General features: G+C 54.9%; 24 protein-coding genes and 1 pseudogene. 9 read left to right on the top strand and 16 right to left on the bottom strand.

The features are described from left to right. Positions 1–39: 39 nt before the first annotated feature. From GCU68_RS18320 to GCU68_RS18310, 3 genes are all read right to left on the bottom strand, one after another. The gene (locus GCU68_RS18320; protein ID WP_152944021.1) at positions 40–1,017 is read right to left on the bottom strand and encodes a M48 family metallopeptidase; all 978 of its coding nucleotides are present in this window, start codon (positions 1,015–1,017) and stop codon (positions 40–42) included. A 5-nt stretch (positions 1,018–1,022) separates the two neighbouring features. Further along, entirely contained in the window at positions 1,023–1,733 is a 711-nt protein-coding gene (locus GCU68_RS18315; RefSeq protein WP_152944020.1) for a YIP1 family protein, read from the bottom strand. Positions 1,734–2,003: 270 nt separating this feature from the next. Beyond that, a complete protein-coding gene (locus GCU68_RS18310; RefSeq protein WP_152944019.1) occupies positions 2,004–3,317 on the bottom strand; it encodes a PQQ-binding-like beta-propeller repeat protein in 1,314 nt (437 codons plus the stop codon). 250 nt (positions 3,318–3,567) lie between these two features. Between GCU68_RS18310 and GCU68_RS18305 the strand changes: the two genes are divergently transcribed. After that, a complete protein-coding gene (locus tag GCU68_RS18305) occupies positions 3,568–3,783 on the top strand; it encodes a hypothetical protein (protein WP_152944018.1) in 216 nt (71 codons plus the stop codon). A 137-nt stretch (positions 3,784–3,920) separates the two neighbouring features. On the opposite strand, the gene GCU68_RS18300 is transcribed toward GCU68_RS18305, so the two are convergent. The 4 genes and pseudogenes from GCU68_RS18300 to GCU68_RS18290 form a co-directional block, all read right to left on the bottom strand. Then, positions 3,921–5,099 (bottom strand): PQQ-binding-like beta-propeller repeat protein, encoded by a 1,179-nt coding sequence (locus GCU68_RS18300; RefSeq protein ID WP_152944017.1) that lies wholly within the window; start codon positions 5,097–5,099, stop codon positions 3,921–3,923. 420 nt (positions 5,100–5,519) lie between these two features. Next, positions 5,520–5,759, bottom strand: coding sequence for a hypothetical protein (locus GCU68_RS18295; protein ID WP_227015063.1), 240 nt, complete (start codon positions 5,757–5,759; stop codon positions 5,520–5,522). 524 nt (positions 5,760–6,283) lie between these two features. Next, a pseudogene (locus GCU68_RS21110) lies at positions 6,284–6,454 on the bottom strand (HalOD1 output domain-containing protein); the annotation flags it as partial. Between the two features lie 100 nt (positions 6,455–6,554). Further along, a complete protein-coding gene (locus tag GCU68_RS18290; RefSeq protein ID WP_152944015.1) occupies positions 6,555–7,295 on the bottom strand; it encodes a DUF2270 domain-containing protein in 741 nt (246 codons plus the stop codon). A gap of 264 nt (positions 7,296–7,559) precedes the next feature. Between GCU68_RS18290 and GCU68_RS18285 the strand changes: the two genes are divergently transcribed. Next, positions 7,560–8,702, top strand: a complete 1,143-nt coding sequence (locus GCU68_RS18285) for a tyrosine-type recombinase/integrase (protein ID WP_152944014.1) — start codon at positions 7,560–7,562, stop codon at positions 8,700–8,702. A gap of 122 nt (positions 8,703–8,824) precedes the next feature. Here the strand turns inward: GCU68_RS18285 and GCU68_RS18280 are convergent, their stop codons facing one another. The 3 genes from GCU68_RS18280 to GCU68_RS22210 form a co-directional block, all read right to left on the bottom strand. Then, on the bottom strand, positions 8,825–9,217 hold the full coding sequence (locus GCU68_RS18280; protein ID WP_092935796.1) for an HVO_A0114 family putative DNA-binding protein: 393 nt from the start codon (positions 9,215–9,217) through the stop codon (positions 8,825–8,827). An 18-nt stretch (positions 9,218–9,235) separates the two neighbouring features. After that, positions 9,236–9,532 (bottom strand): toxin-antitoxin system TumE family protein, encoded by a 297-nt coding sequence (locus tag GCU68_RS18275; RefSeq protein ID WP_152944013.1) that lies wholly within the window; start codon positions 9,530–9,532, stop codon positions 9,236–9,238. A 346-nt stretch (positions 9,533–9,878) separates the two neighbouring features. After that, on the bottom strand, positions 9,879–10,256 hold the full coding sequence (locus tag GCU68_RS22210) for a DUF7344 domain-containing protein (protein WP_449411971.1): 378 nt from the start codon (positions 10,254–10,256) through the stop codon (positions 9,879–9,881). Positions 10,257–10,683: 427 nt separating this feature from the next. Between GCU68_RS22210 and GCU68_RS18270 the strand changes: the two genes are divergently transcribed. Then, on the top strand, positions 10,684–10,890 hold the full coding sequence (locus tag GCU68_RS18270; protein ID WP_152944012.1) for a DUF4177 domain-containing protein: 207 nt from the start codon (positions 10,684–10,686) through the stop codon (positions 10,888–10,890). Continuing rightward, on the top strand, positions 10,887–11,903 hold the full coding sequence (locus GCU68_RS18265; RefSeq protein ID WP_152944011.1) for a hypothetical protein: 1,017 nt from the start codon (positions 10,887–10,889) through the stop codon (positions 11,901–11,903). The genes GCU68_RS18270 and GCU68_RS18265 overlap by 4 nt, the downstream gene beginning before the upstream one ends. A 343-nt stretch (positions 11,904–12,246) precedes the next feature. On the opposite strand, the gene GCU68_RS21825 is transcribed toward GCU68_RS18265, so the two are convergent. From GCU68_RS21825 to GCU68_RS18255, 3 genes are read right to left on the bottom strand one after another with little or no spacing between them, the layout of a single operon-like run. Continuing rightward, on the bottom strand, positions 12,247–12,471 hold the full coding sequence (locus GCU68_RS21825) for a hypothetical protein (protein ID WP_264373492.1): 225 nt from the start codon (positions 12,469–12,471) through the stop codon (positions 12,247–12,249). Positions 12,472–12,510: 39 nt separating this feature from the next. Next, entirely contained in the window at positions 12,511–12,648 is a 138-nt protein-coding gene (locus tag GCU68_RS21820; protein ID WP_227015060.1) for a hypothetical protein, read from the bottom strand. Between the two features lie 42 nt (positions 12,649–12,690). After that, a complete protein-coding gene (locus GCU68_RS18255) occupies positions 12,691–12,909 on the bottom strand; it encodes a DUF1328 domain-containing protein (protein WP_152944010.1) in 219 nt (72 codons plus the stop codon). A gap of 373 nt (positions 12,910–13,282) precedes the next feature. On the opposite strand from GCU68_RS18255, the gene GCU68_RS18250 reads away from it, so the two are divergent. Continuing rightward, a complete protein-coding gene (locus GCU68_RS18250; protein ID WP_227015058.1) occupies positions 13,283–13,654 on the top strand; it encodes an IS110 family transposase in 372 nt (123 codons plus the stop codon). A 179-nt stretch (positions 13,655–13,833) separates the two neighbouring features. Here the strand turns inward: GCU68_RS18250 and GCU68_RS21445 are convergent, their stop codons facing one another. The 3 genes from GCU68_RS21445 to GCU68_RS18240 form a co-directional block, all read right to left on the bottom strand. Then, entirely contained in the window at positions 13,834–14,181 is a 348-nt protein-coding gene (locus GCU68_RS21445; protein WP_168927114.1) for a hypothetical protein, read from the bottom strand. Positions 14,182–15,186: 1,005 nt separating this feature from the next. Next, a complete protein-coding gene (locus tag GCU68_RS18245; protein ID WP_227015056.1) occupies positions 15,187–16,335 on the bottom strand; it encodes a mechanosensitive ion channel family protein in 1,149 nt (382 codons plus the stop codon). 454 nt (positions 16,336–16,789) lie between these two features. Next, a complete protein-coding gene (locus tag GCU68_RS18240) occupies positions 16,790–17,344 on the bottom strand; it encodes a hypothetical protein (RefSeq protein ID WP_152944008.1) in 555 nt (184 codons plus the stop codon). A 501-nt stretch (positions 17,345–17,845) separates the two neighbouring features. Between GCU68_RS18240 and GCU68_RS18235 the strand changes: the two genes are divergently transcribed. The 4 genes from GCU68_RS18235 to GCU68_RS22075 all read left to right on the top strand — a co-directional run bounded on the left by GCU68_RS18235 (position 17,846) and on the right by GCU68_RS22075 (position 22,238). Further along, positions 17,846–18,664 carry a methyl-accepting chemotaxis protein gene (locus GCU68_RS18235; RefSeq protein WP_152944007.1) on the top strand — a complete coding sequence of 273 codons (819 nt, stop codon included), beginning with the start codon at positions 17,846–17,848 and terminating at the stop codon, positions 18,662–18,664. Between the two features lie 1,050 nt (positions 18,665–19,714). Next, positions 19,715–19,996: a hypothetical protein gene (locus GCU68_RS18230; RefSeq protein WP_152944006.1), complete on the top strand. Its 282-nt coding sequence runs from the start codon at positions 19,715–19,717 to the stop codon at positions 19,994–19,996. A 100-nt stretch (positions 19,997–20,096) separates the two neighbouring features. After that, the gene (locus tag GCU68_RS18225; RefSeq protein ID WP_227015054.1) at positions 20,097–20,453 is read left to right on the top strand and encodes a pilin; all 357 of its coding nucleotides are present in this window, start codon (positions 20,097–20,099) and stop codon (positions 20,451–20,453) included. 840 nt (positions 20,454–21,293) lie between these two features. Further along, a complete protein-coding gene (locus GCU68_RS22075; RefSeq protein ID WP_319633701.1) occupies positions 21,294–22,238 on the top strand; it encodes a hypothetical protein in 945 nt (314 codons plus the stop codon). Positions 22,239–22,357: the final 119 nt, after the last annotated feature.

Below are 22,357 nucleotides of genomic sequence, written 5' to 3'. Positions count from 1 at the left end.
AGGCAGGCCGAGTGCCTCGAGGCGTAACCTCGAGGTGGTTCACTGTTTGCGCTCGAGTTCTGAGAGCGCCTTGATTCGTTCGTCGGTTGGCGGGTGTGTTCCAAAGAGATAGCGTTTGAGTCGGTGTGTCCACCGTCTGAGCCACCAATACGACGGCTCAGTGTCTCCGTCTGGTCCAAGCATGACTTTTTCAGGTTCCTTTGGGTCAAGTGGCAGAACAGATAACGAAGAGACACTCGAAGCTTCACGAAGGTCACGAGTCGGTGTGCCTGCGATTTCGTCATCGAGTCGTTGGAGTGCGATGGCGAGGGCAGCAGGTGATCCGGTAACCTCCGCCGCTGCCTGATCTGCCGCTCGTTCTCTGGCTCGAGACAGACGAGCTGTGATCGTTCTCCCGACAACCCAAACGCCGGTTGATAAAAACCCAAGCGGTACGGTCACAATACCAACTGCCCCTGGATTTTCTATCTGTGTGATTCGTGATCGCAGTCCATTAGCGAGAACAACAGGAAGTGACACAACCGTCATGATCATCGCGTCTCGGTTTCTGACGTGAGCGAGTTCGTGCGCAATCACTGCCTCGAGTTCCTCCTGCCCGTCCAGTGCCTTGATTGTCCCAAGAGAGAGTACCAGATGGATGTTTTCTGGTCGGAACCCAATCGCTAATGCTTCAGGCACATCTCGGTCTGAGATAGCAATCGTTGGGACAGGGACGTTGAGTTGGGCAGCAACTCGTGTCGCTGTTTGATACACTTCTGGTGCTGTCTCCCGATTCACTGGATAAGCATCTGCACGTCGTTCAATGGTCTCGAGCTGTCTGTACTCGAGATAGCCGATCGTCAAAAGCGTTGCAACAGTAATAATGACTGCTATCTGAAAGGCATTCGTAATCTCAAGAAGGACGAGTACACCGTAGAACACAACCCACACTCCCAGAAGGAATCCAACTAAGACGAGGGCGAGTCCAAGGAGGGCAGCGACCATCCGTAATTGAAGAGTGGTTGGTCTGGAGGGCATGGTAATTAAATGAGGGTGAGTAACCAGAAGACCAACGCTACACTTTCGGCCAGACCGGTCGCCTCTCCCGGTGCTAACCCCCGTTTGTGCAGAAGTCCAAATCGCCAGATTATCCCACTCCACAGAGTTGTGATTCCGGTGAATAGCGGTTTCAACTGTTCTAACGGTTTGAGGTCCGCTTGGAACTCGTCCATCCACACGGTCGGATTACTATCTGGCGTCACCGTCACAGGGTCAATCATCATGTAGAGGAGGCCGACACCGAGGAGAAGATTGAACAGGATCGGGACCAGCCCCCAGATCGCGACGGCGAATGATGTCGCTGCCCCGCCCTCACCGTCAAGTAACCATGACCCCGCATGGAGCAGACAGCCTGCTAGAACGATCACAATGAGTATGCCAAGGAAGACAAGTCCGATGACTTGACCAGTAGCCTCCGAGAGGAGAGTATCGACGTTTCGGTCAACCTGAGCGGGTGCATCACACCCTGTCTCTATCGATCCCGGGGCAGCCTTGCAGAAACTCTCTGACGGTCGGTTTGGATTATCGACCATAACTGTCCCGTCAATACGCTCCTGGAGTATCCAACTGATACCCCATACCCCGATCGGGTGCGAGAAGACGAGTAGGAGACTGACGGCTATAATGCGTCTGGTGCGGAAGTCCCGCTCGGCGAAGAACCGATCAGGGCGGAAAAGTGGTGTGAAGGGCTGCATTGTGTTGAACGACTATTAGTCCCTGGTAAAGTATTATGATATCTATATTATTGTCTTGACCTTAGGAACTATCGGCTCGATACTTGTAGCAGATGATGGCATCTTGCGTCAACTACGCCTGCTTATCAGGCAGCGAGGGTTCTATTTGGCTCGAGTGATGTCTACGGAAGCGTGCCGAATAGAGGGCGCAAGTCTGTCAGTATCTCGCCGATCGGGGATGCTACTGACCCCTGTTGCGCCACACATCTGGTGGCTGCCCGTCCGTGTGCGTCAGCCAACCAGACAGCGACCGGCTACCTCGAACGAGCACTCGCCGAACGCGTGGAGGTTTCCGCGGTTCGACCCGAGGAAAACGAGGTCAGAGGTGACTGCCGGAGTCCCCTTACCGGCGTCTTCGTTGCGGCCCAGCTCTGCGCGACCGAATTCCGCGCCCGTTGCAGCGTCAACGACGAACAGGTGCCCGTACATCGTATCCCGCTGGATCCAGCCCGTGGCGTAGACTGCATCACCGGAAACGACCGGCGTCGAGACGAGATCGACCTGTGGCTCGCCCTGCGGGCGCTTGCCCTCGTCGGGACCAAACCGCCACACCCGCTCGCCCGTCTCGAGACGGCGGGCCTCGAGGCCGAAAGCTGCGGCATGATAGATCAGCCCGTCAGCGACGGTTACTCCCGCATCTGACCAGCGGGGTCCGATCGACCGCTGCCAGCGAAGCGATCGGTCATCGCGGTCCAGCGCGACGAGCGTGTGCTGATCGTCGTCCTGGTGCCAGAGCGGTACGAGCAGCAGGTCGTTGACCACGGTCGGGGTCCCGGTGATAGGCCCCTCCCAGCGCCAGCGTTCCTCGCCGGTCGCCAGATCGAGCGCGGCGAGCCCGTCGTGAGAGAACGGAACGTAGACCATGTCGTCGGTGCCGGCCAGTTGCCACATGCTTGTCCGCTCGGGGAAGGGCACGCTCCAGCGTTCGTCCCCGGTCGCGGGATCGATGCCATAGACTGTTTCGTCTTGGTGGTCGTCGACGACTGTGCTGTATGTCCCCGTCACGACGACGTCGTCGGTCACGACGGGCGTGACGGCATCGGGCAATTGCTGGCCACGAGAGAGATTGTCGAAAGTCCACTGGACCTCCCCGTCGGTGGTGAGCATCGTCAGCCCAGGCTTGGTCTGGAGGATTATCCGGTCGCCGTCGACGACCGTCGAATCCGAGTGGTAAAAGTAGTGGAACTCGTCGGTCCGGAAGAGTTCGGTCGTCCACCGGGAGTCGCCGGTCGCCGCGTCGAACGCCTCGATCCACGCCCCGCCGCGTTCGTCACTTCGCGACTCCTGTGAGTAGGCAAAGTAGAGCACGCCGTCGTCGACAACCGGAGAGGGATCGACCCCGCCGCTACGCAATCGCTCCCGGTGCCAGACTGTGTGGAGGTCCGTCGTCGGACCCTCTGTGGTCGAGTACCCGCTGTGGGAATTATTCAGCGTGCGTCTGGGCCAGTTGCCGTCGGCGGTCGGTTTCTCGGTCGAGATGCACCCTGCGAGTGCACCGATCCCGGTGGTACACGTTGCGAGAATCGACCGGCGGGTAGAGGGCATTGGTACAAGAGTGACAAAATTGTAAAATATATGTTTTGGTCGCCCGTCACGAGCGTTGTCGGAGACGAGGACTCATCCGCCAGTAAGGTCTTCTCGAAGTCGGATACCACGGTTCCAGAACCTCAAGGTGTCTGACGCAGCGCTCGCGGTAACTATAGATTCGAATGTGCAGAGGCAGACCTTGAAAAGATTACATCTAATTCTAGTCGTGACTATGAAAATTTTTGTGAGGACGATATTAATGTGATGTATGGAACTTGGAGAGTTCGATATCCCAACACGGATGATTCAAACGGTATCGGTACTGTTCATAGCCAGTCTCGTATATGGAATTCTTATTATGGGAAGCCCCATCCCATTGCTTTCAGTGTGGATTGAAATTTTCAAACTTGGCATCCTCCTGTTTGTAGTGTATCTTCTTTACCGGTTCGTGTTAGCAATCGAAACAATCGCTGCCAAGCTTTGAATCGAGCCGACACACCATCTATCTGGTAGACGTATCTTTCTCCCGGATGCTGTATTGATTACCGCTCCACGATCACCTGTCTAACTTTTTCACTTCTCGAACATACCGTATTCACACTCAATTCTGACGTGTATCCGTCAGCGAAGCAGCGAGAGTCCCAAGGAGGATCTCTCCCAAATCACGAACCCCTCTTTGACCGGGACGAGCCCACCGATCGTGCCGAGATGGTACTCGGTGCGCGACCAGGTGATTCGCTCTTCGCCTGTCGATCGGTCGTAGACGCTGACCCCGTCGTTTGTCCGCCCGAACGCGACCCAGTCGTCACCGACCACTGGACGGCCGGTGACGATGCCGGTATCGACAGCCCAGCGGATCTCGCCCGTGGCGGCATCAAGTGCCACGCTCGTGGTCCCGGTACCGGCGGGAACGAATACCTCGTCTCCAGCCACCGCAAGTCCGGCGTCGATTTTGTTGACACCGGGAAGCGACTGAGACCAGTATACCTCTCCGGTTCTGGCGTCGATAGCGTAGGCTGTCCCCTGGCAGTCGGCGACCCAGACCGTTCCATCGAGAACTGAGGCGGACCCAACAAACTCACCCGAAACGCGCCAGCGCTCTTCGCCGTTCAGGTCGTACGCGAAGATACCGCTGACCTGCGAGTCGCTTCGGGTTGTGTAGATACCGTCGTCGTCGAGGGCCAGCGTTTCGCCGGCACCCTCGAGCCATTGAACCGTTCCAGTACGGATGTCGACGGCGGCGGGACTGAATCCAGCGACGTAGATGCTGTTCTCGAGAACTGCGGCAGAGGTATCGCTGAAACCGACGGCGTCAGCTCGCCAATACCGTTCGCCCGAGGTACTGTTGAGAGCAGTCAGGTGATCCGTTCCTGGGATAAAGATAGCTCCACAGGCGAGTACCGGTGCGGCAGTGATGCCGACATCGAGATCTCGACTCCAGATCGGCCCGTCCATCGGCGCGTTGAGGTCAACCGCGACAAGTCCACCGGTTACGGAGATATACGCTATTCCATCTGCGACTACAGGGAGAGACAAGGCGTGTTGCTGCTGCCCCTCCTCGTCACGGACGCTGGCAAGCAGGTCCACAGCGGTGGCGTCAGGTGCTGGCTGAACAGTGGTAGTCCGACCGGTGCGTCCGGGGTCACCACCGGCGGTCGGCCACGTTCCAGTTGGAGCGTCACAGGGACCTTCGATCGGGGTATAGCCCGCAAGTTCGCGTCGAATCTGACCGATACAGCCGGCCGTTCCGATGGAGGCGGCAGTACCGATGGCCGACAGGAGGGCTCTTCGGGAGGGCACCGAATTACGGTGTACTCGACAGCAAAAAGAACCTTCCGAACGAGCGTAACGTCGGTCTATAACATCAAGCGAATCGTCAAACAGTAAAATCCAACGCCGTATGGCGATTCAACACGGCCGATCGTTCGTATTGGGCACTGAAAAGCGGTATTCTGCTCTATTTAGCTTCATAAAACATTTTAATAGTTTCAATATTCTGTCCGCAGAATAGAAAAGAAATATAGCGAGCGTGAATGAATATTGGCCTGGGCTATGTTCTTCGAGCCGCTCCTCATGCTTGTGTTGCTCGCGTTCACTTTTTCGGGATTGTGTCTGTGCTATGCGATCGCCGCCGACGCGAGTGCTCGAGGAGGTCGGAGGTCGGTCGCACTCTCACCCACGAACGGACAGTCGTCGGGAGAAGGACACTCGTAGGTACGGTCAGACATCGTAATCACCGTCGAACACGACGTCGGCGGGCTTGAAATGCAACTCTGCTTTGTTGCTCGCTGCATCGCCGTCGAAGGCCACCATTCCATACCGGGTTGCGGTCTCAAACACGGATCGGAGGTCGACCGACAGGTTCGATTCCTTTTCGACGACTGTCACCGAGACCTCGCGATCGTGGCTCGTGGCCGCGGCACCGTCGAGTGTGTCGACTTCGGCTGCGAAACTATCCATACGTTCGGCAGGCGAGCGAGGGTCGGTATTAGTCATCGCCGACCACTTGCACAGCCGACGAGAGACATTCAGGACACTCACCGTTTGGTTCTTGTAACTCGGTGCTGGGATCGGTCCATCCACAGCGGGCACACTCGTAAGTTACTGACGCTGTGTCAGGCCATGTGGTGGTTCGGGGAACTCTATTTGGCTTCATTGTATTGGTTGTCGGGCTTATAGTTTACATCACCTTCGCCAACAGAGGTAGCGGTAGATTCGCCTTTTTGTTTTGTGTATGCTTTAGAGCGTGTCAGACGTTGATTTCCACCTGATTCGTTTCTAGCGAACACAACCTCGGAGGATGATTTTGATGCATGGCTTTGTTTCACTCCGATCAGAGGAGAAGTTGGTGGCAAGTAGGAGTGTGAATCGCTCAGTGACTAACAGATTCCAGATTTTCAGCGTTGTGTAATTCAACCGTAGGGTGTAGTTATTCATGAAAATGACACTAGTCGAGAGTCGTAGAAGCGAATCCTAAACTCTTCTTACGACAGCTTGAGGTGGAAAGATAATGTCACGTCATGCCCTCGGTACCTAAACGAAACGTGTCCGCCTCGGACCGAGTCGTCAGTAGCAGTCGATTCAAACAATCGGTCCAGCGCAGCGGGATCCACAACGCCGTTGAGCGGCGCCTCGAGGGCAGCCGAAGAGACGTCTTCCGCATCGGCGAACTACTCGTTCAGGGCGGCCAGCACCACAATTTCGTAGTCTAGTTGCGGGCGGTCGGACCCGAATCGGTTTCGCGTGATCGATCGATCATCGGTTCCGCGACTCGTCTTTTGCGTCCGAATCCTTCCAGTCGCCTTCCTCTCCTTTGCTGAATTCGCCCTTCGCCTGGCGTTCTCGCGGCCACAGTGCGATCGCGAGCAGCGCGACGTAGAACGCGACGACGACCGCGATCACGACCAGTCCCTGGATTCGAGCGATCGCGGCGGTTTCGACCCAGTCTTCGCGCGCTGCGAACGCGGTCACTCTGAAGACCCACGCGACGAGGAGGACGCCGAGCAGTGCGAGATACACGCGCCGGAGGCGATTCGCGAGGGCCTCCTGCATCGATACTTTCACCGTGGGCTCACGGTAGTCCTGACTCAATTCTACTCGCCAGTCGGTGCGTTCGACGTCCCGTGACGGGTCTAGGGCAGTTGCAAGCAGATTCTCCTGAAGCATCCGAACGCGCGCCCGAAAGACATCGTAGTCCCGGTACCGCCGCGCCTCGATGCCGAGGAAGACCGCGACGACCATGATTCCGATCAACAGGATATAGTGAGGGTTGTCGGGATTTGAGAACGCCCATGTCAGGATCGCCGCCATCACGGTCACCGCCCATGTCGTCGTCTGGTCGAGGCGCTGTCGCCACGTATCCACCCGGCCGAGTTCGCCCCGGTACGCGTGGGCCATCACCGAGCCGAGGCCTGTGCCCTCGTCGACCATTTTGCGGCCGATCTCTCTCTGGTCGGGCGTCGTCGGGTCGAGCGTATCGTCGTTCGAATCTGCCATGCGCAACGGACACCGCCCCGTCTCATAAGCGAATGCGGCGCCGGCGTGAAACGTGCCGATGACCGTATGCGTTAAGACGACTAGTCTCAACTTCTGGGAGCCATATTTTCTATATATCAATATAGGATTTATCAACTACGGAATTCAAGGTAGAAGAATCGAGACGCCGGCAAACAGCGGATAGAGCGCTTACAGCATTCCCTTGGTTAAAGCCCAGTTTAACCAAGGGACTTTACGAGGGTCGACACTGTACCCCACATACGAATGTCTGGATCAACGGAACGAGGGGCTTCCTCCGGGGGGACGACCGTCCACGAAGCCATCGAGAGCTACCTGCGATACAAGATCAACGCCGACGGTTCCAAGACGACCATGCGCTCGCCGTTGCTCGAGTTCGCCGACCACTGTCGAGACGAACGCGGTCTCGAGCTTGTGGAAGACCTCTCCCCCCATGACGTCCGTAGTTACAGCGAGCACCTCTACGACTGCGTCGTGATCGACGAGGATCTGGCGGCTTCAACCGCCCACAACTACTTCGCGTACGTGAGGGCCTTTCTCTCCTGGTCTGTCCGAGAGCAACACCTCGAGTCGAACCCGGCGAACACGAACACCGCGATGGACCCGCTACCAGAAGACGACGGGAAACGCAAGCGTCAGTATTGGTCTCAAGAAGACCGCGAGATGTTACTTGAGTACGTGACCAAGCGCGTCGACATGGCTCTGGAGGGAACCATTCGAACCGACGTCGAAACAGCCTTCCGTGACCGGGCGATTGTCGTTATGCTCGACGGGACGGGCGCGCGTGGTGCGGAACTGTTCGCCGACTCGAAAGACGACAAACGCAACGGCCTTCGCTGGAGCGACGTCGACTTCGACGAGCGGTTGATCGAAGTCTACGGCAAATCGCGTGAGTACGAACAGGCCCCGTTCCCCGCAAGCGTCCATGATGTCCTCAAGCGATGGTACCGGGTACAAGAGCCACCGACCGAGGCGTGGCCTGTCTTCCCGACCGGCCACTACGGCTCGAAAAAGCGTGCACTCGAGGATGCACTTGTCGCAGATCGGGTTGATGCAACCCTCAAGGAAAGAGGTGACCAAGGCAAGACAGCTGTCCTTGATCGTCTGCATCGCGAGCACGAGGTGCCGCCGCCATCAATCTCGAAAGAGGGTGTTCGCCAACTGTTGAAACGACTCACTGACGAGGCTGGGATCGATCCCGATGGCGAGTACGATTATCTGACCTTGCACGGGGCACGGCGGGCACTCGGGCGTGATCTCTATACCAGCGGGATGTCCGAAAAGGCTCAGGAAGCGTTACGACACAACTCGATTGAGACCACCCACGAGGCCTACGCCGACGTCAAGATGAAGGACGTCTCCGACTCGATTGACGATGTGCGTGGGTGAGAACGAACTTGAGTCACTCTTCGATATCCGAAATGATTCTGCGGCGTTCATCAGCGAATTACCCAAACGGTCAGCCAAAACAGCCGTCATACTACTGATGTTAGCGAAAAGTGAGGAAGATATTACGCTGGTGCAACATCGGGAGAGTGCTGACCGATGGGTAGGTCGATATCGATCTCATCGTACCACACAACCGGACGCTTTGCGCGACCGTTTTGCTCGAGTTCGACGAGTCCGTAGTCGGCAAGTTCGGTCACGTTCTCAGTGACTTCTGGCGGATGACGGCCGACGATTCGCGCGAGTTCACGAATACTGTCTGGCTCATGATCAGCGATTGCCTCGAGCAGTTCGAGATTCGTCGGCCGAAAGATTCGACCGAACGTCTCGAGGTCCTCCACCGAGAGCGTCGATGGCTTGGGGTCGACACTCTCGCCAGCATCGAGAGCAGCAAGCGTGTCTTCGAGATCGCTACGGTCGGACGACGAGTTGATACGGACGTGAAGTGTTTGGGTCATGGGTGTGGGATCGGTGTATTACCAGTCGGTTCGTTTGGCGAACGGGAGTGCCGAACGCCAAGCACGATACAGCGTCTGCAGTCCCGGATAGTCGGTCTCGTAGACCTCCGAACCAAGATGCAGTTCGTGAATTCCGTGGTGGTTATCGAATCGGATGATTGGATCATCAGCGCCGGCGACGCCGTAGTGGAAGGCGTACTTGATGCCGTCTGGAAACTTCTCGGACTCGGGCACCGAAAGCACGCGGACACGGGCGACAGTACCGTCCGCATAGGCTTCAATCTCGTCACGAACAACTGTGACATCATCACTCATCCCTGTTTGTTAGTATGAGACCTAACACGATAAGTGTTAGGGTTCTCCCTAACATAGCATGAGGCATGTGCAACAATCATTTGGCCGCATCGCAAAGCCGTCTCGAGTTTGCCGTTGAGAGTCGCGGCGGCACCTTACTACAGACAGCGGTACTGCGTTAAAATGGCGTGCACCGAGTGCACGTAGTTTAGAGAGCGTAGAGATAGGCACTACTAGACCGTCTACTCACCCACAGCTCGAAACTCTATACCGCTGTGCGAATGTCGCACGAGATTCGGGTCGATTTGCGAAGGGTAGTGATCGTTCAGTCTAGGAGAAATGTTGAACATTGTCTTCTGTCCAACCCTCATCTACGAAGGGTTGCAACGGGACTTTTTGTACGGTGTCTCTCCTGATTTTCGGCCAACAGTTTGAGATGAGGTCGTATCTCGTCAAAATGGGGGCCTTGCATTACAAGATCGTCATTTCGATCCCACTCGATGAACCCGTACTCCGCTAATTTAGGAAGGTGGATGTGGTGCATACTAACCGAGTGCTCATCGGCTTCTGCAATCGTTCGAGAACTGGATAGATGTCTGTGAAGTAGGTTCTCGTCTGCTTCTGCAACCTCTCGGGAAATGCCGGACGGTTTTGAGACGCGTTGGGGCCTGGAGAGTAATTTGACTAGTAACTGTCGTCGGTGGCTGTCCGCCAATGCGTCAAAGACATTATCATAATTGACCATTCCATATCCCTCGGCCTCAACTATGGTCTCTCATGATCTTAAATACGCATCATTTTTACGGTTCACTGTTGTTTTGATTAACTGAGTGATTAAGTGTGCCCAGTTCAGTTCGCATACTCACTGAACAGCTGATTCATTGACTTCAGGATGAAACAAACGAAGCCGTCGTGCTAAACTCATCCTCTATAGTCAGCAGGCAGCTTTTGACAGATCCAATAGAGATCGGTAACCGCTCCGGTAACTGTTTGACCTATACTGACCGGTTACTGCCTTCGCAATTAGGCCAGACTTCGTGCGACATTCGCGCACTCTATTCAGCACGACCGCTTAAACCCATCACCGATTGAGGGTTTCAACAAGGCCAAAATATTCCCTCCATCTCGGTGGTGGTGCGGGGTATAGAGGGCTGCAGTACCTACTAGTAGTGATGTCCGAATCAGAAGCGACCCACTGGGAGTACGAGACGCTTCGCCCGCCGCGCGATGAGACCAAAAAAGAAGCAGAGGATCCGAAAGCAGAGTTGAATCAACTCGGTGCAGAGGGCTGGGAGTTTGTGGAGACGATCGACTATGAGGGAGGCGGCACCAAGTACCTCGTTTTCAAGCGACCTGCCCAATCGAGTGAACCAGTATGACTGACGAGACCGACATCAGTACGGCCAACACGATGCGTGAGCGCTCGGGCGAGAGTCGGATAAAACTCTGGATGCTGCTGCGCGCGAACCGCCTTCTCGTCTCCAGTGTCCTGACCAGTGCCGTGTTCGTCGCATTCGTGATCGCCGTCGCTGTCCTCGATCCACCGTTTTCACGGCAAATCGAGTCCGGCGACATGATCGACACGATGTTCTCGACGATGATCTCGGTCATCGTGACTGGGACGACACTCGTCGTCACGATTGGTCAGCTCGTCCTCTCTCAGGAGAACGGCCCGCTCGGCGATCAACGCGAGCGGATGGCCAGTTCAATGGATTTTCGGGACTTTACTGAAGAATTAATCGGGTCTCCGAGTCCTGCCGATCCATCCGAATTTCTCCGGCAGATCATCGGAATCACGGCACAACGGACTACGGCTCTTCGAGAGTCTATTGGCAAGAATGATAACAAAAACCTCCGAGAAGAGGTCGATGAATTTGCTGAAAGCGTCACTGGCAACGCTGACACGGTACGTGACCAACTTGAGGGGGCGCAGTTCGGCTCGTTCGATGTGTTATTCGCCGCACTGAATTTCAATTATAGCTGGAAAATCTTCCAAGTTGAACGTCTCGCGAACGAATACGAAGAGAGCCTCAATGAGGAAGAACACGGCTTGCTTGACGACCTCAAAACGGCGCTGTCTCTTTTTGGTCCGGCGCGCGAGCACATCAAGACGCTGTACTTCCAGTGGGCACTCATCAACTTGTCTCAGATGATTCTCTATGCTGCAGTCCCGGCATTGGCCGTTGCGGGTATCATGGTCGCAATCGTCGATGCGGGGATGTTTCCGGGAAGCACACTCGGTTTCGATCACATCATCCTCATCGTGGGCGGTGCGTTTGCGGTGACGCTCGTTCCATTCATGCTGTTCGTCTCCTACGTCCTTCGCATCGTTACCATAGCGAAACGGACACTTGCCATCGAGCCGCTGATCCTCCGCGAATCACAACGCTAAGATCCGACGCAGAACTCAAACCTCAGACACCGTTGAATGTGGACGCTTCGTGAGGTATTGAAAATGGATTTCTGGATCAGTCGAGATTCATACTCGGAGCTACCTGAGACTCATGATTGTGATAGCCGACGAGCATATCTGCCACCCAATATATACCACATGTGACAGTTAATTCCGTTTCGTGTTGCAATTATAGTAGGAAGAGTCGGTGGCGATGGTCCTCCGGTGTGGTCAGATCCGCGACTGCGACGTGAACGACCAGCATTAGCATAAGAAATCCGAAGTTGATCCACCTGGCGTTGTACCAGACGAGGTCGATACCCCAGGACCCGTCGACGAGGGGTCACAGCGGTTCGATAGGCGTCGAGATGTCGGGCGCCGAGAGCATATCGGCGAACACGTGACTGAGTCCCCCGGCCAGGAGTCCCAGGAACGCAAACAGGAACAAGCGGTGCCGGTCGGACTCCTCGCTTCCAATCCAGTCGTCGAATCGCTCGGCGAACAGCGCTGCGACGACCGCCCCACCGACTAGAGCCGAAGCTGTTACGAACAGGACTGTATGCGTCACCCCGTGGTGATGGACCGTTTCGGGAAACAGAGCCACGAGCTACAGATCGATATCCGGGAGGAGCGAGGCGACCGCTGCGAGGACGACGAACGCGACACTTGCCCTGTCGTTCCAGAAATGCCACGCCGGAAGCGTGAGCAGCAATCCGAACGCGACGTGGCCCATCAGGTCTATCATCGGCCGCTACCTCGAACAGACTCGATAGGCATCATTCTGAGTCTACAGAATGAACGTGACAATAGCGAGGATGACAAAGATGATGACGAGCCATTTTGCGATATCCATACTAAGTCCGGCGACACCCCGAGCACCGAGCACCGCTGCGACGAGTGCAAGTATCAAAAAGAGGACTGCAAGCTCAATGAAACCACCCCCGAACTGCAACGGCACCGCCTGGACTGAGACGGCACTATCTAGAACTCTGTGTGATGCTAGCATAGACCATCTACGTGTCCTGAGTATTTAAACCCGCAACGTATTCACCCTCATCTTGTTTTTTGAGTAATCGGGTGATTCAATCTGTGTGAGAGTAATTCACCAGTCAATCTGTATGAAAGGAATGATTGATGGCCCTGACTTTATGAGAATCCTGTTTAAGCCCATAGTCGGTAAACGAATGCGCTGGGGTTGAAGGATACCGTCTTTCAACATGTGTCCAAGAACACGAGGCTCTGACTGGTCCCTTGCAAGAATCCGAAGGATTGGGCAAACAGCCCGTATAGGTGTCTATTCGGATCGTTCACTTGACCCCGAAGACATCAAACCATATATTGGAATGGATACGCATGACCGCTACCTGTGAGTAGCAGTCATGCGTCAGGACGGCAGTCTTGTCGATGAATTCCGTCTCTCCCATGGCACCGAGCGTGCCGAACTCGAAGAGTTCGCGCGCGAGTATGCCGGGTCGGTGGTTGCCATCGAAGCAACCGGACACTACCGCCCGATCTACGAAACGCTTGACGAGTACATGGACGTTACGCTCGTCAACCCGAGTAAAACACGTGTGATCGCCGACGCGAAGATGCTTGCGCATCTTCTGCGTGCAAACCTCGTCGCTGAAAGCTACGTTCCGCCCAAGGACGTGCGCGAAAGACGTGACCTCGTTCGCGCATGCAAGACACTCGTCGAAGATCGAACTCGGGAGAAAAAACCGTGTCCGAGCAGTTCTCAAGCGAACTGGTAACCAATACAGCCGCGAACTGTTTGGCCCAACCGGGCGTGAGTTCCTCGCGGAACTCACGCTCTCCGAGGTCGATCGAGCGGTTCTTGTCTTTCGAGAGTCCTTTCTTGTCGAGTGGCCGCTCGAGGGTCCATTCGCAGTCCTTGCAGTGGGCGCGTGCGATTCCGGTTTGTGGGACGGGACTACTCATCGTTCTCACTCGTTTCGTGGTGGTCGTATTCCTCGAGTACCGCGCCGAGCGCCTCGTATAGCTCCCGCATCCGTTCGACCGATCCGAGATTCAACTCGAGGTGGCGGTCGGGAAAGCGTCGATCGCCGAACAGCGGCGGATCGCGGACCTGAGTCACCCGAACCGGGATACTCAGAGGTTCCTTGATGGACACCTCGTAGTAGGACGTTTGGGCCGGGTCGCTCCGACCGACGTAGCGATTCCGTTCCCAGTTGGTGCCCTTCTCTTTCACCCGCACCTCAGTCGCCGGGAAGTCCGGTTCGTGTTTCGGTCGCGGGCGATCGTGGTAGTCACCGAGCACGTCGTCGACGAAGTGACCGGTCTGGATGATGGATACGTGGTCGCTTTGGCTTTAGTCGCTACTCATTGTTTCCTCCGGTGTGGTCAGTAGCCGTCTGTAGTGAGTGAAAAGCGAGACTGCCAGCCAGAGGCTTTTATTTGTCAGACCACTAGAGGAGATATGAGCACCCAACCACCAGTTGAATGTCCCCTTTGTCACAAAGACCTCCATGATAACCAGAATGTCGACGAGCATTTGGTCGAAGATCATTCAAAGGAAGAACTGGCTGAATTCGTTGTCTCGGAACCAAACGCCTCGAGTGGGGATATCTCTTAAGCCTGATCAGGGGCTGGATAGTCTCGGTGGTCAGTTGATCAGTACCGCCTGAGCCGTTATCGATTCCACTCATTCGCCCGCCCCTCGCTCCCACTCGAGTTCTCCCTGCCCAACGGGTTCCGACTCAACCGCTTCGAGTCCGACTGTATCGGCCACTTCAGTCCTCGATACCAACTCCGGCGCGAACCCGTGGTAGGCGTGGAATCTCCGAATCACGCTGTTCTCGCGTGCTTAGTACCACACCTACCCGGTCTCGGGGTTGTGACAGCGGAGGACCTCGTACTCGAAAGCCCTGCCAGCGGGTCATCTGTCTGTTCCTGTCCCACATCGATCGGCCGTCCTGTTTGCCGTTCCGTGCTCATGTCTATCTCACTTATTCCGGCCGTCTCGTGTACTCGAGTGGCCCGAATCCTATTTGTTAGATATAAAATAATACGAATAAATGTTATCCCGACAGGCGGCACTCTCGGATAGGCGAGCGGCGTGATTCGGGGAGTTTGTGGGGGAATACGTTAGGGGAGAGCGTCCGGAATGGCTCTGGTGAATCGCTAGATTGCGTCGGGTTCAGGTGCCTTCTGTCGTTACGAGACCGTCCACTCGATTTGCCAACACCGGATGCTTCGAGGTTGCGGTTGTGATCATTCCAGAGTAATTGAGTAGCAAAAATGGCTTTCAAACGTGATAATTTGCTTAGTTGTCGCTCTTATTAGTCCGCTCCATCGGATACTGGTATTCCTTTTCGTTTTCTGATTGCTCAAGATGTTCACTTGATGCTTCGTCTGTAGTCTCGAGGAAACTAATTTCACGTTGTGGGAAGGGGATGACGATGTCTGCTTCATCGAACTCGTCGTAGACCAGTCGATTAATTCGGTCAATTGCTCGCGGTTCGCTAAATGGATGGGCAACGAAGGCCCAGAGCTCGAAGACGAGCGCAGAGTCACCAAATTCGCGAAACATCACCCGTGGTGAGGGTGAGTCGAGGATGAGTGAAATTTCATCGCAAACTCCCAGGAGAATTTCTTCGACATCTCGGTAGTCCGTTCCGTATGCGACTGTGATTTGAACACGGATCCGCTTTCGCCGTTGTGGGGCTGACTCGTTGACGACCGACGCGGAGTTCAACACCGAATTCGGGATTGTCACTAGAATATTGTCACGTGTGAGAGCCGTCGTACTCCGAATACCGATGTCAGTGACTGTCCCTCGCTGGCCGTCCTCCAAGATGATTACGTCTCCCGTTTTGTACGTATCGTCGAAATATAGCGAAACGCCGCCGATCAAATTACCGATAGCTTCCTGTGCAGCCAACCCAAGAATAATCCCGATGATCCCTGCCGAAGCGAGAAACGGGGTGATGTCAATCTCCCAAATGATGAGAAGACTGATCCCAGTCCCGAGTAAGATGAAAATTGTCCAGAAGTTCTTGAAGATTGGTGAAAATTCATAGTCACTCTCAGTAGCATTCACGGCCTCAATCCACTCTCCTCCGAAGCGTTTTGCTGCTCGCATCCACAGCACGACGAGTATCGATAGGATAGTGCCGACGAGGAAGTAACTCGATTCGACGACTTCGAGAACGCTTAGACTGAGGTAAATCCCACCGAGAGCCACCGAGACGTACAATGGGATGTAAATCTCCTCAAAAAAGGCACGGTTGATCGAGTTGTCAGCCCAGCGGTTGGACTGGTCTAGGAGTTTATTCCCGCCCCACTTGATAAACTGTGAGAGAAAGTACGAGACGACGAGGATAGCGATGACGAGTAGCCACGGCCGATCGCTGAAGGGAATCTCACCAGTGCTTTGGAGTAGAAATTCTAGGCTGTGAGAGATATCGATCATCGTCAATACACTTTCCATATTATTGTAGGTACCAGTGTGTAGTGAGTGGCTCTCAAACTCATTTCATGCTTCTGATTTCTACCAATTTCAGAGACGAGGTATGCCGCGTCAGAGGCGTGAGTTAGATAATCGAGAAACACTACTTCTGAAGGTCAGCGGTGTCGACTCTTCTAAGGATAGGGAGAGCATCTTCATGTGCACTGTCACGGCGATACGTCGCCGCAAAGAGAACAGTCGGTACTTCCCGAACGTCGCTTCGTGAGCTGTGCTGAGTCATGGACGAACGGAGTGAACCCCGGTGTGGTAACTGAGTGAACAGGTAATAGAATCCACGGATGAGGAGAAGTGAAATAAGAAGACTGAGTGCATCTTCAACGCTGAACTGCTAGATTCGGCCGATAATTCCTCCATAACGATGATCTAGAAATTTATGACTGAAGCCGCACTAGACCAGCTACTCGTTGGCCGCATGCTCGCCAAGAACACGGTCACCAAACGCGAGTACGAGTAACGCACCGATCAGATCGAAGACAATGTCGAGGAATGTGTCCTTCGGGCCGTACGTGACAAGTATCGGCTCGAGTTCAAGACGTTTTGCTGTTGCGTGAATAGCGTACTCGACAAATTCCCAAGCAAGACCGAGACTGACGACGGCGGCAACGACCCGTGGGACAGGGTTGCGTCCCTTCCGCCGACTGGCCACGTAGACAATCCCGGCTAGAATCGACGAGGAATGCACGTGTGTAAGGTGATCCCACCACCAGACATCGTCATAGGGACCAAGCATGCCGACAGCATGAGTAACCATCGCAGTGTTCACATAGGCTCGCTGCCACGGCCGGAGTTCAACACCATACGCACGCGTGACGAACATGGGAAGATATGTGCCGATCGCCGCAACGACCGCATTGACAACCGCGCCTGGATCCCGCCGTCGAAGTCCGACGAGAAATACCGTGAGCAGCGTATATCTGGCCTCACGACCCACTCCCTGTTCAGATGCCGACATCTTCTGTATACAATAAACTGACTACGCGGGCCACATAGCAGTATCGTCCTGAAGACGGACCCAGACGCCTCGGACAGTCTCAGTGGCACTCGTCCATTGTTCTCAGAGACAGTCATAGTCATGGGCACTCAATGCGTGCTGACGACGATCTAGCACTGATTTAATCACGGTTGATGCGTGTTCCTGCTTGCGATTACTGCAGTTCGATACTGAGGAAAAGCCGCCAGTGAGGACTCCTAGTTTTAAGTGATATCCATGACTATCAGTGAGGCAAGAAGATAGGAGAACGTACCCACCGCTCATCGATGTGGGTCGCAGGAGAAGGGGGCGTCAATTCGCCCCCAGAGTTGGCTACTCAATCCTGCGACCCGGATCGATATAAAAGTTTGCCTCTCGAGGAGCTGTGGCTCTGTCCAGCACGGCGTCTCGTCTCCTTCGAGAGTCGTCTCTCTCCCCAGCAGCATTGCACCTCGACCGACAATCAGCAGCACACGACCCTCCATGACAATTGGAAAAGATTCGGACGCAGTTGACGCCGAAACGCCTACTAATCACGACGTTGCCGCCGCTCTCGGATTTGACACTATCGATACGCACACCAGCACTGATCCGACGGCCGACGACGGTAATGATGAGCTCCCTAGTCGCGCAGAGATGTGGGCTATCATCCAAGAGCAGTCACAGACGATCAACTATCTTGAGGAGCGTATCGACGACCTCCAGCAGGAACAGAGCCGTGCCGAGCGCAACCGCAAGGAGATCGCCAGCCAACTCCACGAGATCAACGAGTCAATTGCCGAGACCGGCGAGACTGCCTTCGACCGCGAGGACCCGGAGGAACTACCCAACGGCATCGAACCCTCGAGCAGTCCGTTGGACTTCCGTGCGAACTGCCGCCAGCACCGTGTCAAGAAGCACCTCGTCGACCAAGGAACGCCGCGAAAGAACCGGTTCCGCGCACTCCTCGTCATGAAACGCTGGAACGAGTTCGCAACCAAGCGCACGAACGGGAGCGGCATCTTTTGGACGCGAGACGATGTCCGAAATGCGCTCACTGCAATTCTCGGAAAGTGTCCCCATGCACAGACACTCAAACGCGTGTGGGGAGAGATGATCGCGATCGGGAGCTCGGACATTGATGTCACCGAGCGCCGTGTCTCTGCGAAACAGACACCAAAAGAGATCATTACGATGGATATCGAGACCGCTGAGAGACTGCTTGATACCCGCTACCACCATCTCGAGTTGCTTGATGTAGATGGACAGGTCACTGGTGGCGTCACACCCGTTGTGACTCGAACCGACACGGCAGAGGTGTGAGAAAGCGGTTGAACCCATCCCGAGAGGGAGCATCTCTCTAACGAGTACAACGCACGGATCTGGTCGTCGTCTTGGTCCGACGACGTCGCTGCTACCATTAGCTGCAGGTATGTGGAGAAAACCTTCCTTTCAGAAAGAGTGTTTGGACATCTAACGCTGGTTCTGGAGTTTCAGCGGTGGACTCACTCACAACGGGTGTGATTGGTAATGAATCGGGCAGTTCGGTAACTACGTGTGCATATTGAACGACGAGGATCAGAGACCGGTAGGATTTTTTCGGCTCCTCTGAAATGTCAGTTCATGTCCTCCGACATAGTTGATCCCTCTATTACTGAACTACTACTGGTTATCGTATTTCTGCTTGGTCTCTGTGTCCTCGTTCTCGCAGAGATAACCAACGCTACAAGTGGGCATGATACAATCATCGGCTTAGTCGGTCAACTACTTGGGAGTACGATCGCGGTCGGAGCACTTTTGATTTTGTTGAGGCGTAGGGTTGGAGCCGGGCAGTAGCTGGTACGTATGTTTCCTGTACTGAACGCGAGTTTCACACCTCACACTGAATAAAGAAACCGTACTACCAACTACTGCTAAAGTAGACTTTCGAGCCCGAATGCACGAGATCTGTTTGAAGCTGTAGTCGTCGGTGAACTATGAGTCCGAAAGGAAATCATCAACGTATTGTTGTTCCCACTCTCGACGTGCCTCGAGTTCCTCTTTGCCAGTCGCTTCCTTGGCGTGCTTTTGCTTGAGTTCGTGATCACGCTTCGCTCGTTTCCACGCTACAAGCTCGTAGCATACTCCGCAACTACCCCGAGTCGGTCCAGAGATTGACTTTCGAGTGAACCCAGAACAGATGTCGGCAGGTCCAGAGTTGGTGGTTTTGCTGGACCATTACTCATAGTTACCCCACACTGCCCAACTGCATCAATTTGTGAAGTAACTCTCTCATCTTTAGCTCGAACTATTTGTATTAGCAATCACCAACAGCGAAATCTTTATATAATTCTGCTATACAGTATTTACTGCTAACCAATATAGAAGAGAAAAATGGCGCAGAACACCGTCACTACGACTGTTTCGGTTATGCCTGCTGATGCGTTGTTTCTCAGTTGGGCAACCAGCATCAACGCATCTGGGCTCTTTCGTGAAGCACTGGCCGAGCAGATGGCCTACCGAGATATTGACCGTCCTGAACTCGTCATGCTCGTCAACGAAGCGCTTCGTCACGACGAGTACGATCTCGACGACCTCACCGAACGGACGTCTGATCTCGAAGACCTCCAGGCACTGCTTGAACCCTCCAACTCAAACCCCGCCAAACATGAGTAACGATACGTCGTCCAAGCCGTCCGAATTGTCCATTAACCGTGTTGAGTCAACCAGTCTATTGGACCGCACTCGGTGCTTCGTCGATCGAGTGTCCCCAACAGTGTCGTCGCTTGTCGTGTGGATGGCGTTCGTGCTTGTCAGCACCAGTTCAGTCGCTGCACAGTCGAACGTCGGTGATGTCTACTGTGGGACCGGTATTGAGACTGGGATCGGTATCGTCTTTGGCGCTGTCGCAGGCCTTGGCCTCCCGGCAACTGGCTTCTATGTCGGCCGAGCCGGCCTCTCATACATGCGTGCAGGCGGCAATCCTGAGAAGAAGAATCAGGCGAAAGAAAAGCTCGTGATGTCGGGCATTGGGTTCGGTATCATTGTCCTCGCCCTCATCTCACCAGAGCTCATCGATAAGGTTGGCAGGCAGATGGGATTCGGCTTCTCAGACTGTGTCAAACCTTTCTGACCCATTAGACCAGGATTTGACCGGAATTCAATGACCCCGCCACGTGCGATCACTGTCGCCCTTGCACTCCTTACCGTGAGTGGGAGTGTTGTTGGCTTGACTGTCGGTGTCGCTGCAGCCGAGCCACATTCGAGCCCGGTGATTCCCGACGATGGACCAGTGTACGGGGTGAACGAGACGCGGTTCCCACTGCTGTGGTCGGAAGACGTCGATCAGGGAAATCGCTCGAGTGACGAGTTTGAGGAGAACGTCTCCTCTGCTGGAGAGTTTTCGACTCGGCTTGCGGACTCAACAGATGTCTCGTTCGACGACCCGATCGAAGACGTCGATATCTGGAACAGGGGTGATATCCAGGATTTCACTCCTGGCGATGAAGAGACCTCGGTTCATCCAGAAGGAGCACAACTCGAGGATGGGCTCTACATCAGTGATGCGTACACGAGCATCTTTGCGGTGCAGCCGTCGACGGTGTTACACTCGGGGAATAACTCGACTCAGTATATTGCACCAGACGGCGAGGTGCTCTCGATAACCGATTACCGGGTCCGTATTCCAGACGATAATACGAGTGGATCCGTTCGAGAACAGTGGTCGATCGCTGAGACGGCTGTCGACAGTGTCGAACTCCAGGCAGACGGGCAGGTACTCGACTCCAACAGCAGCCAGCGCCCCACTCTCGAGTACAGTGGACTGTCTGGAACGCAGAATCTCACTGTAGATACAGAGATCTCCGTTCGTCTTCGTCATGAACGACGAACGTGCGAGGAGTACAACAGTACCGCAGATTCCTGTGAGGGTTCGTGGGAGACTGAAATTGAGTACCCGACTGACCGGGTAACAGTGAGCGATTCCCAGCACACCGTCGTGACGCGGATCGATGCTAGTGGCGGGAAACGCGTTACGTTCGAAAGCGATGAGAACCGGACTGGTGTCGTCGTCCATCCTGGCTCCACGTGGTCAGCAATCGATGTGGCTACTGACGCACGTCTTCGCGGAAACTGGCGGTTCTACGCTGCGGCCGTAGACGGCTGGCACACGATGGTCACGCGAACGAAAACAGAGACCACTCGTACGAACTCGTCTGTTCGTCCCACACAGATCCACGCCGTCCCTACGCAGGAACGGCCGGATATACCAAGCAGGGGAACGGATGATGACGGGCCGTCGTTAGTTATCGAAGAGGCGTGGGGCAGTACACGAAATGGTCCAACCCTCCCAGAAGCGATCGACATTCCAACTGTCGATCGCTACGTGGACGCAACGTCGATTGCCGTCCAGTCAGAGGGACTGCCAGCGGCGACCTTTGACGAGGTAACCGTCCATGGTATCGTACGTGGCCAGTCGCAGACAGTCTCGATCGATGACGACGGAACCGTTCGCGAAACAAAGCTGAATCTGACGGTTCTCGAAGCGAACTCGTCAGGAGTCCTTGTGCAGGCACGAGTCACGGAGACAGCGACCGATGAGCCGGTTACGAGTGGTCACGTCGAAGTCGCCAATCAATCGGCTGCTGTGAACGCCAGTGGAATGGCCGTTCTTGAACTCGAGGAGAGGCCATCTTTGCTCGTTGATGGCCAGTACATCCCAGCGGAGTGGTGGCGTACAGACCAACTATACTCTGGAGCAGAGGACCGTGCGAAGATTCCTCCGAAGTATCCTGAGTTCCAGAAGATTGTCCAGTTGGTTCTCGTGACACTGCTTTGGTTTCTCCCAGTTTCCTTGGCCGTCTACGGGTTCGACTACCTGTCAGGTGGCACATTCCTTGGACTTACACATCAACAATGACAGAACGCACTCACACGGACGAGAGTCGTATCGCTCGCCGAACAGTCCTTGCCAGCCTCGGTGCGAGTACAGCTGCGCTTGCTGGCTGTACCTCGGAACCGTCCGCAGACCCACCGAAC

Source organism: Natronorubrum aibiense, assembly GCF_009392895.1.
Classification (GTDB): domain Archaea; phylum Halobacteriota; class Halobacteria; order Halobacteriales; family Natrialbaceae; genus Natronorubrum; species Natronorubrum aibiense.
This window is presented reverse-complemented; position numbering and strand designations above follow the sequence as displayed.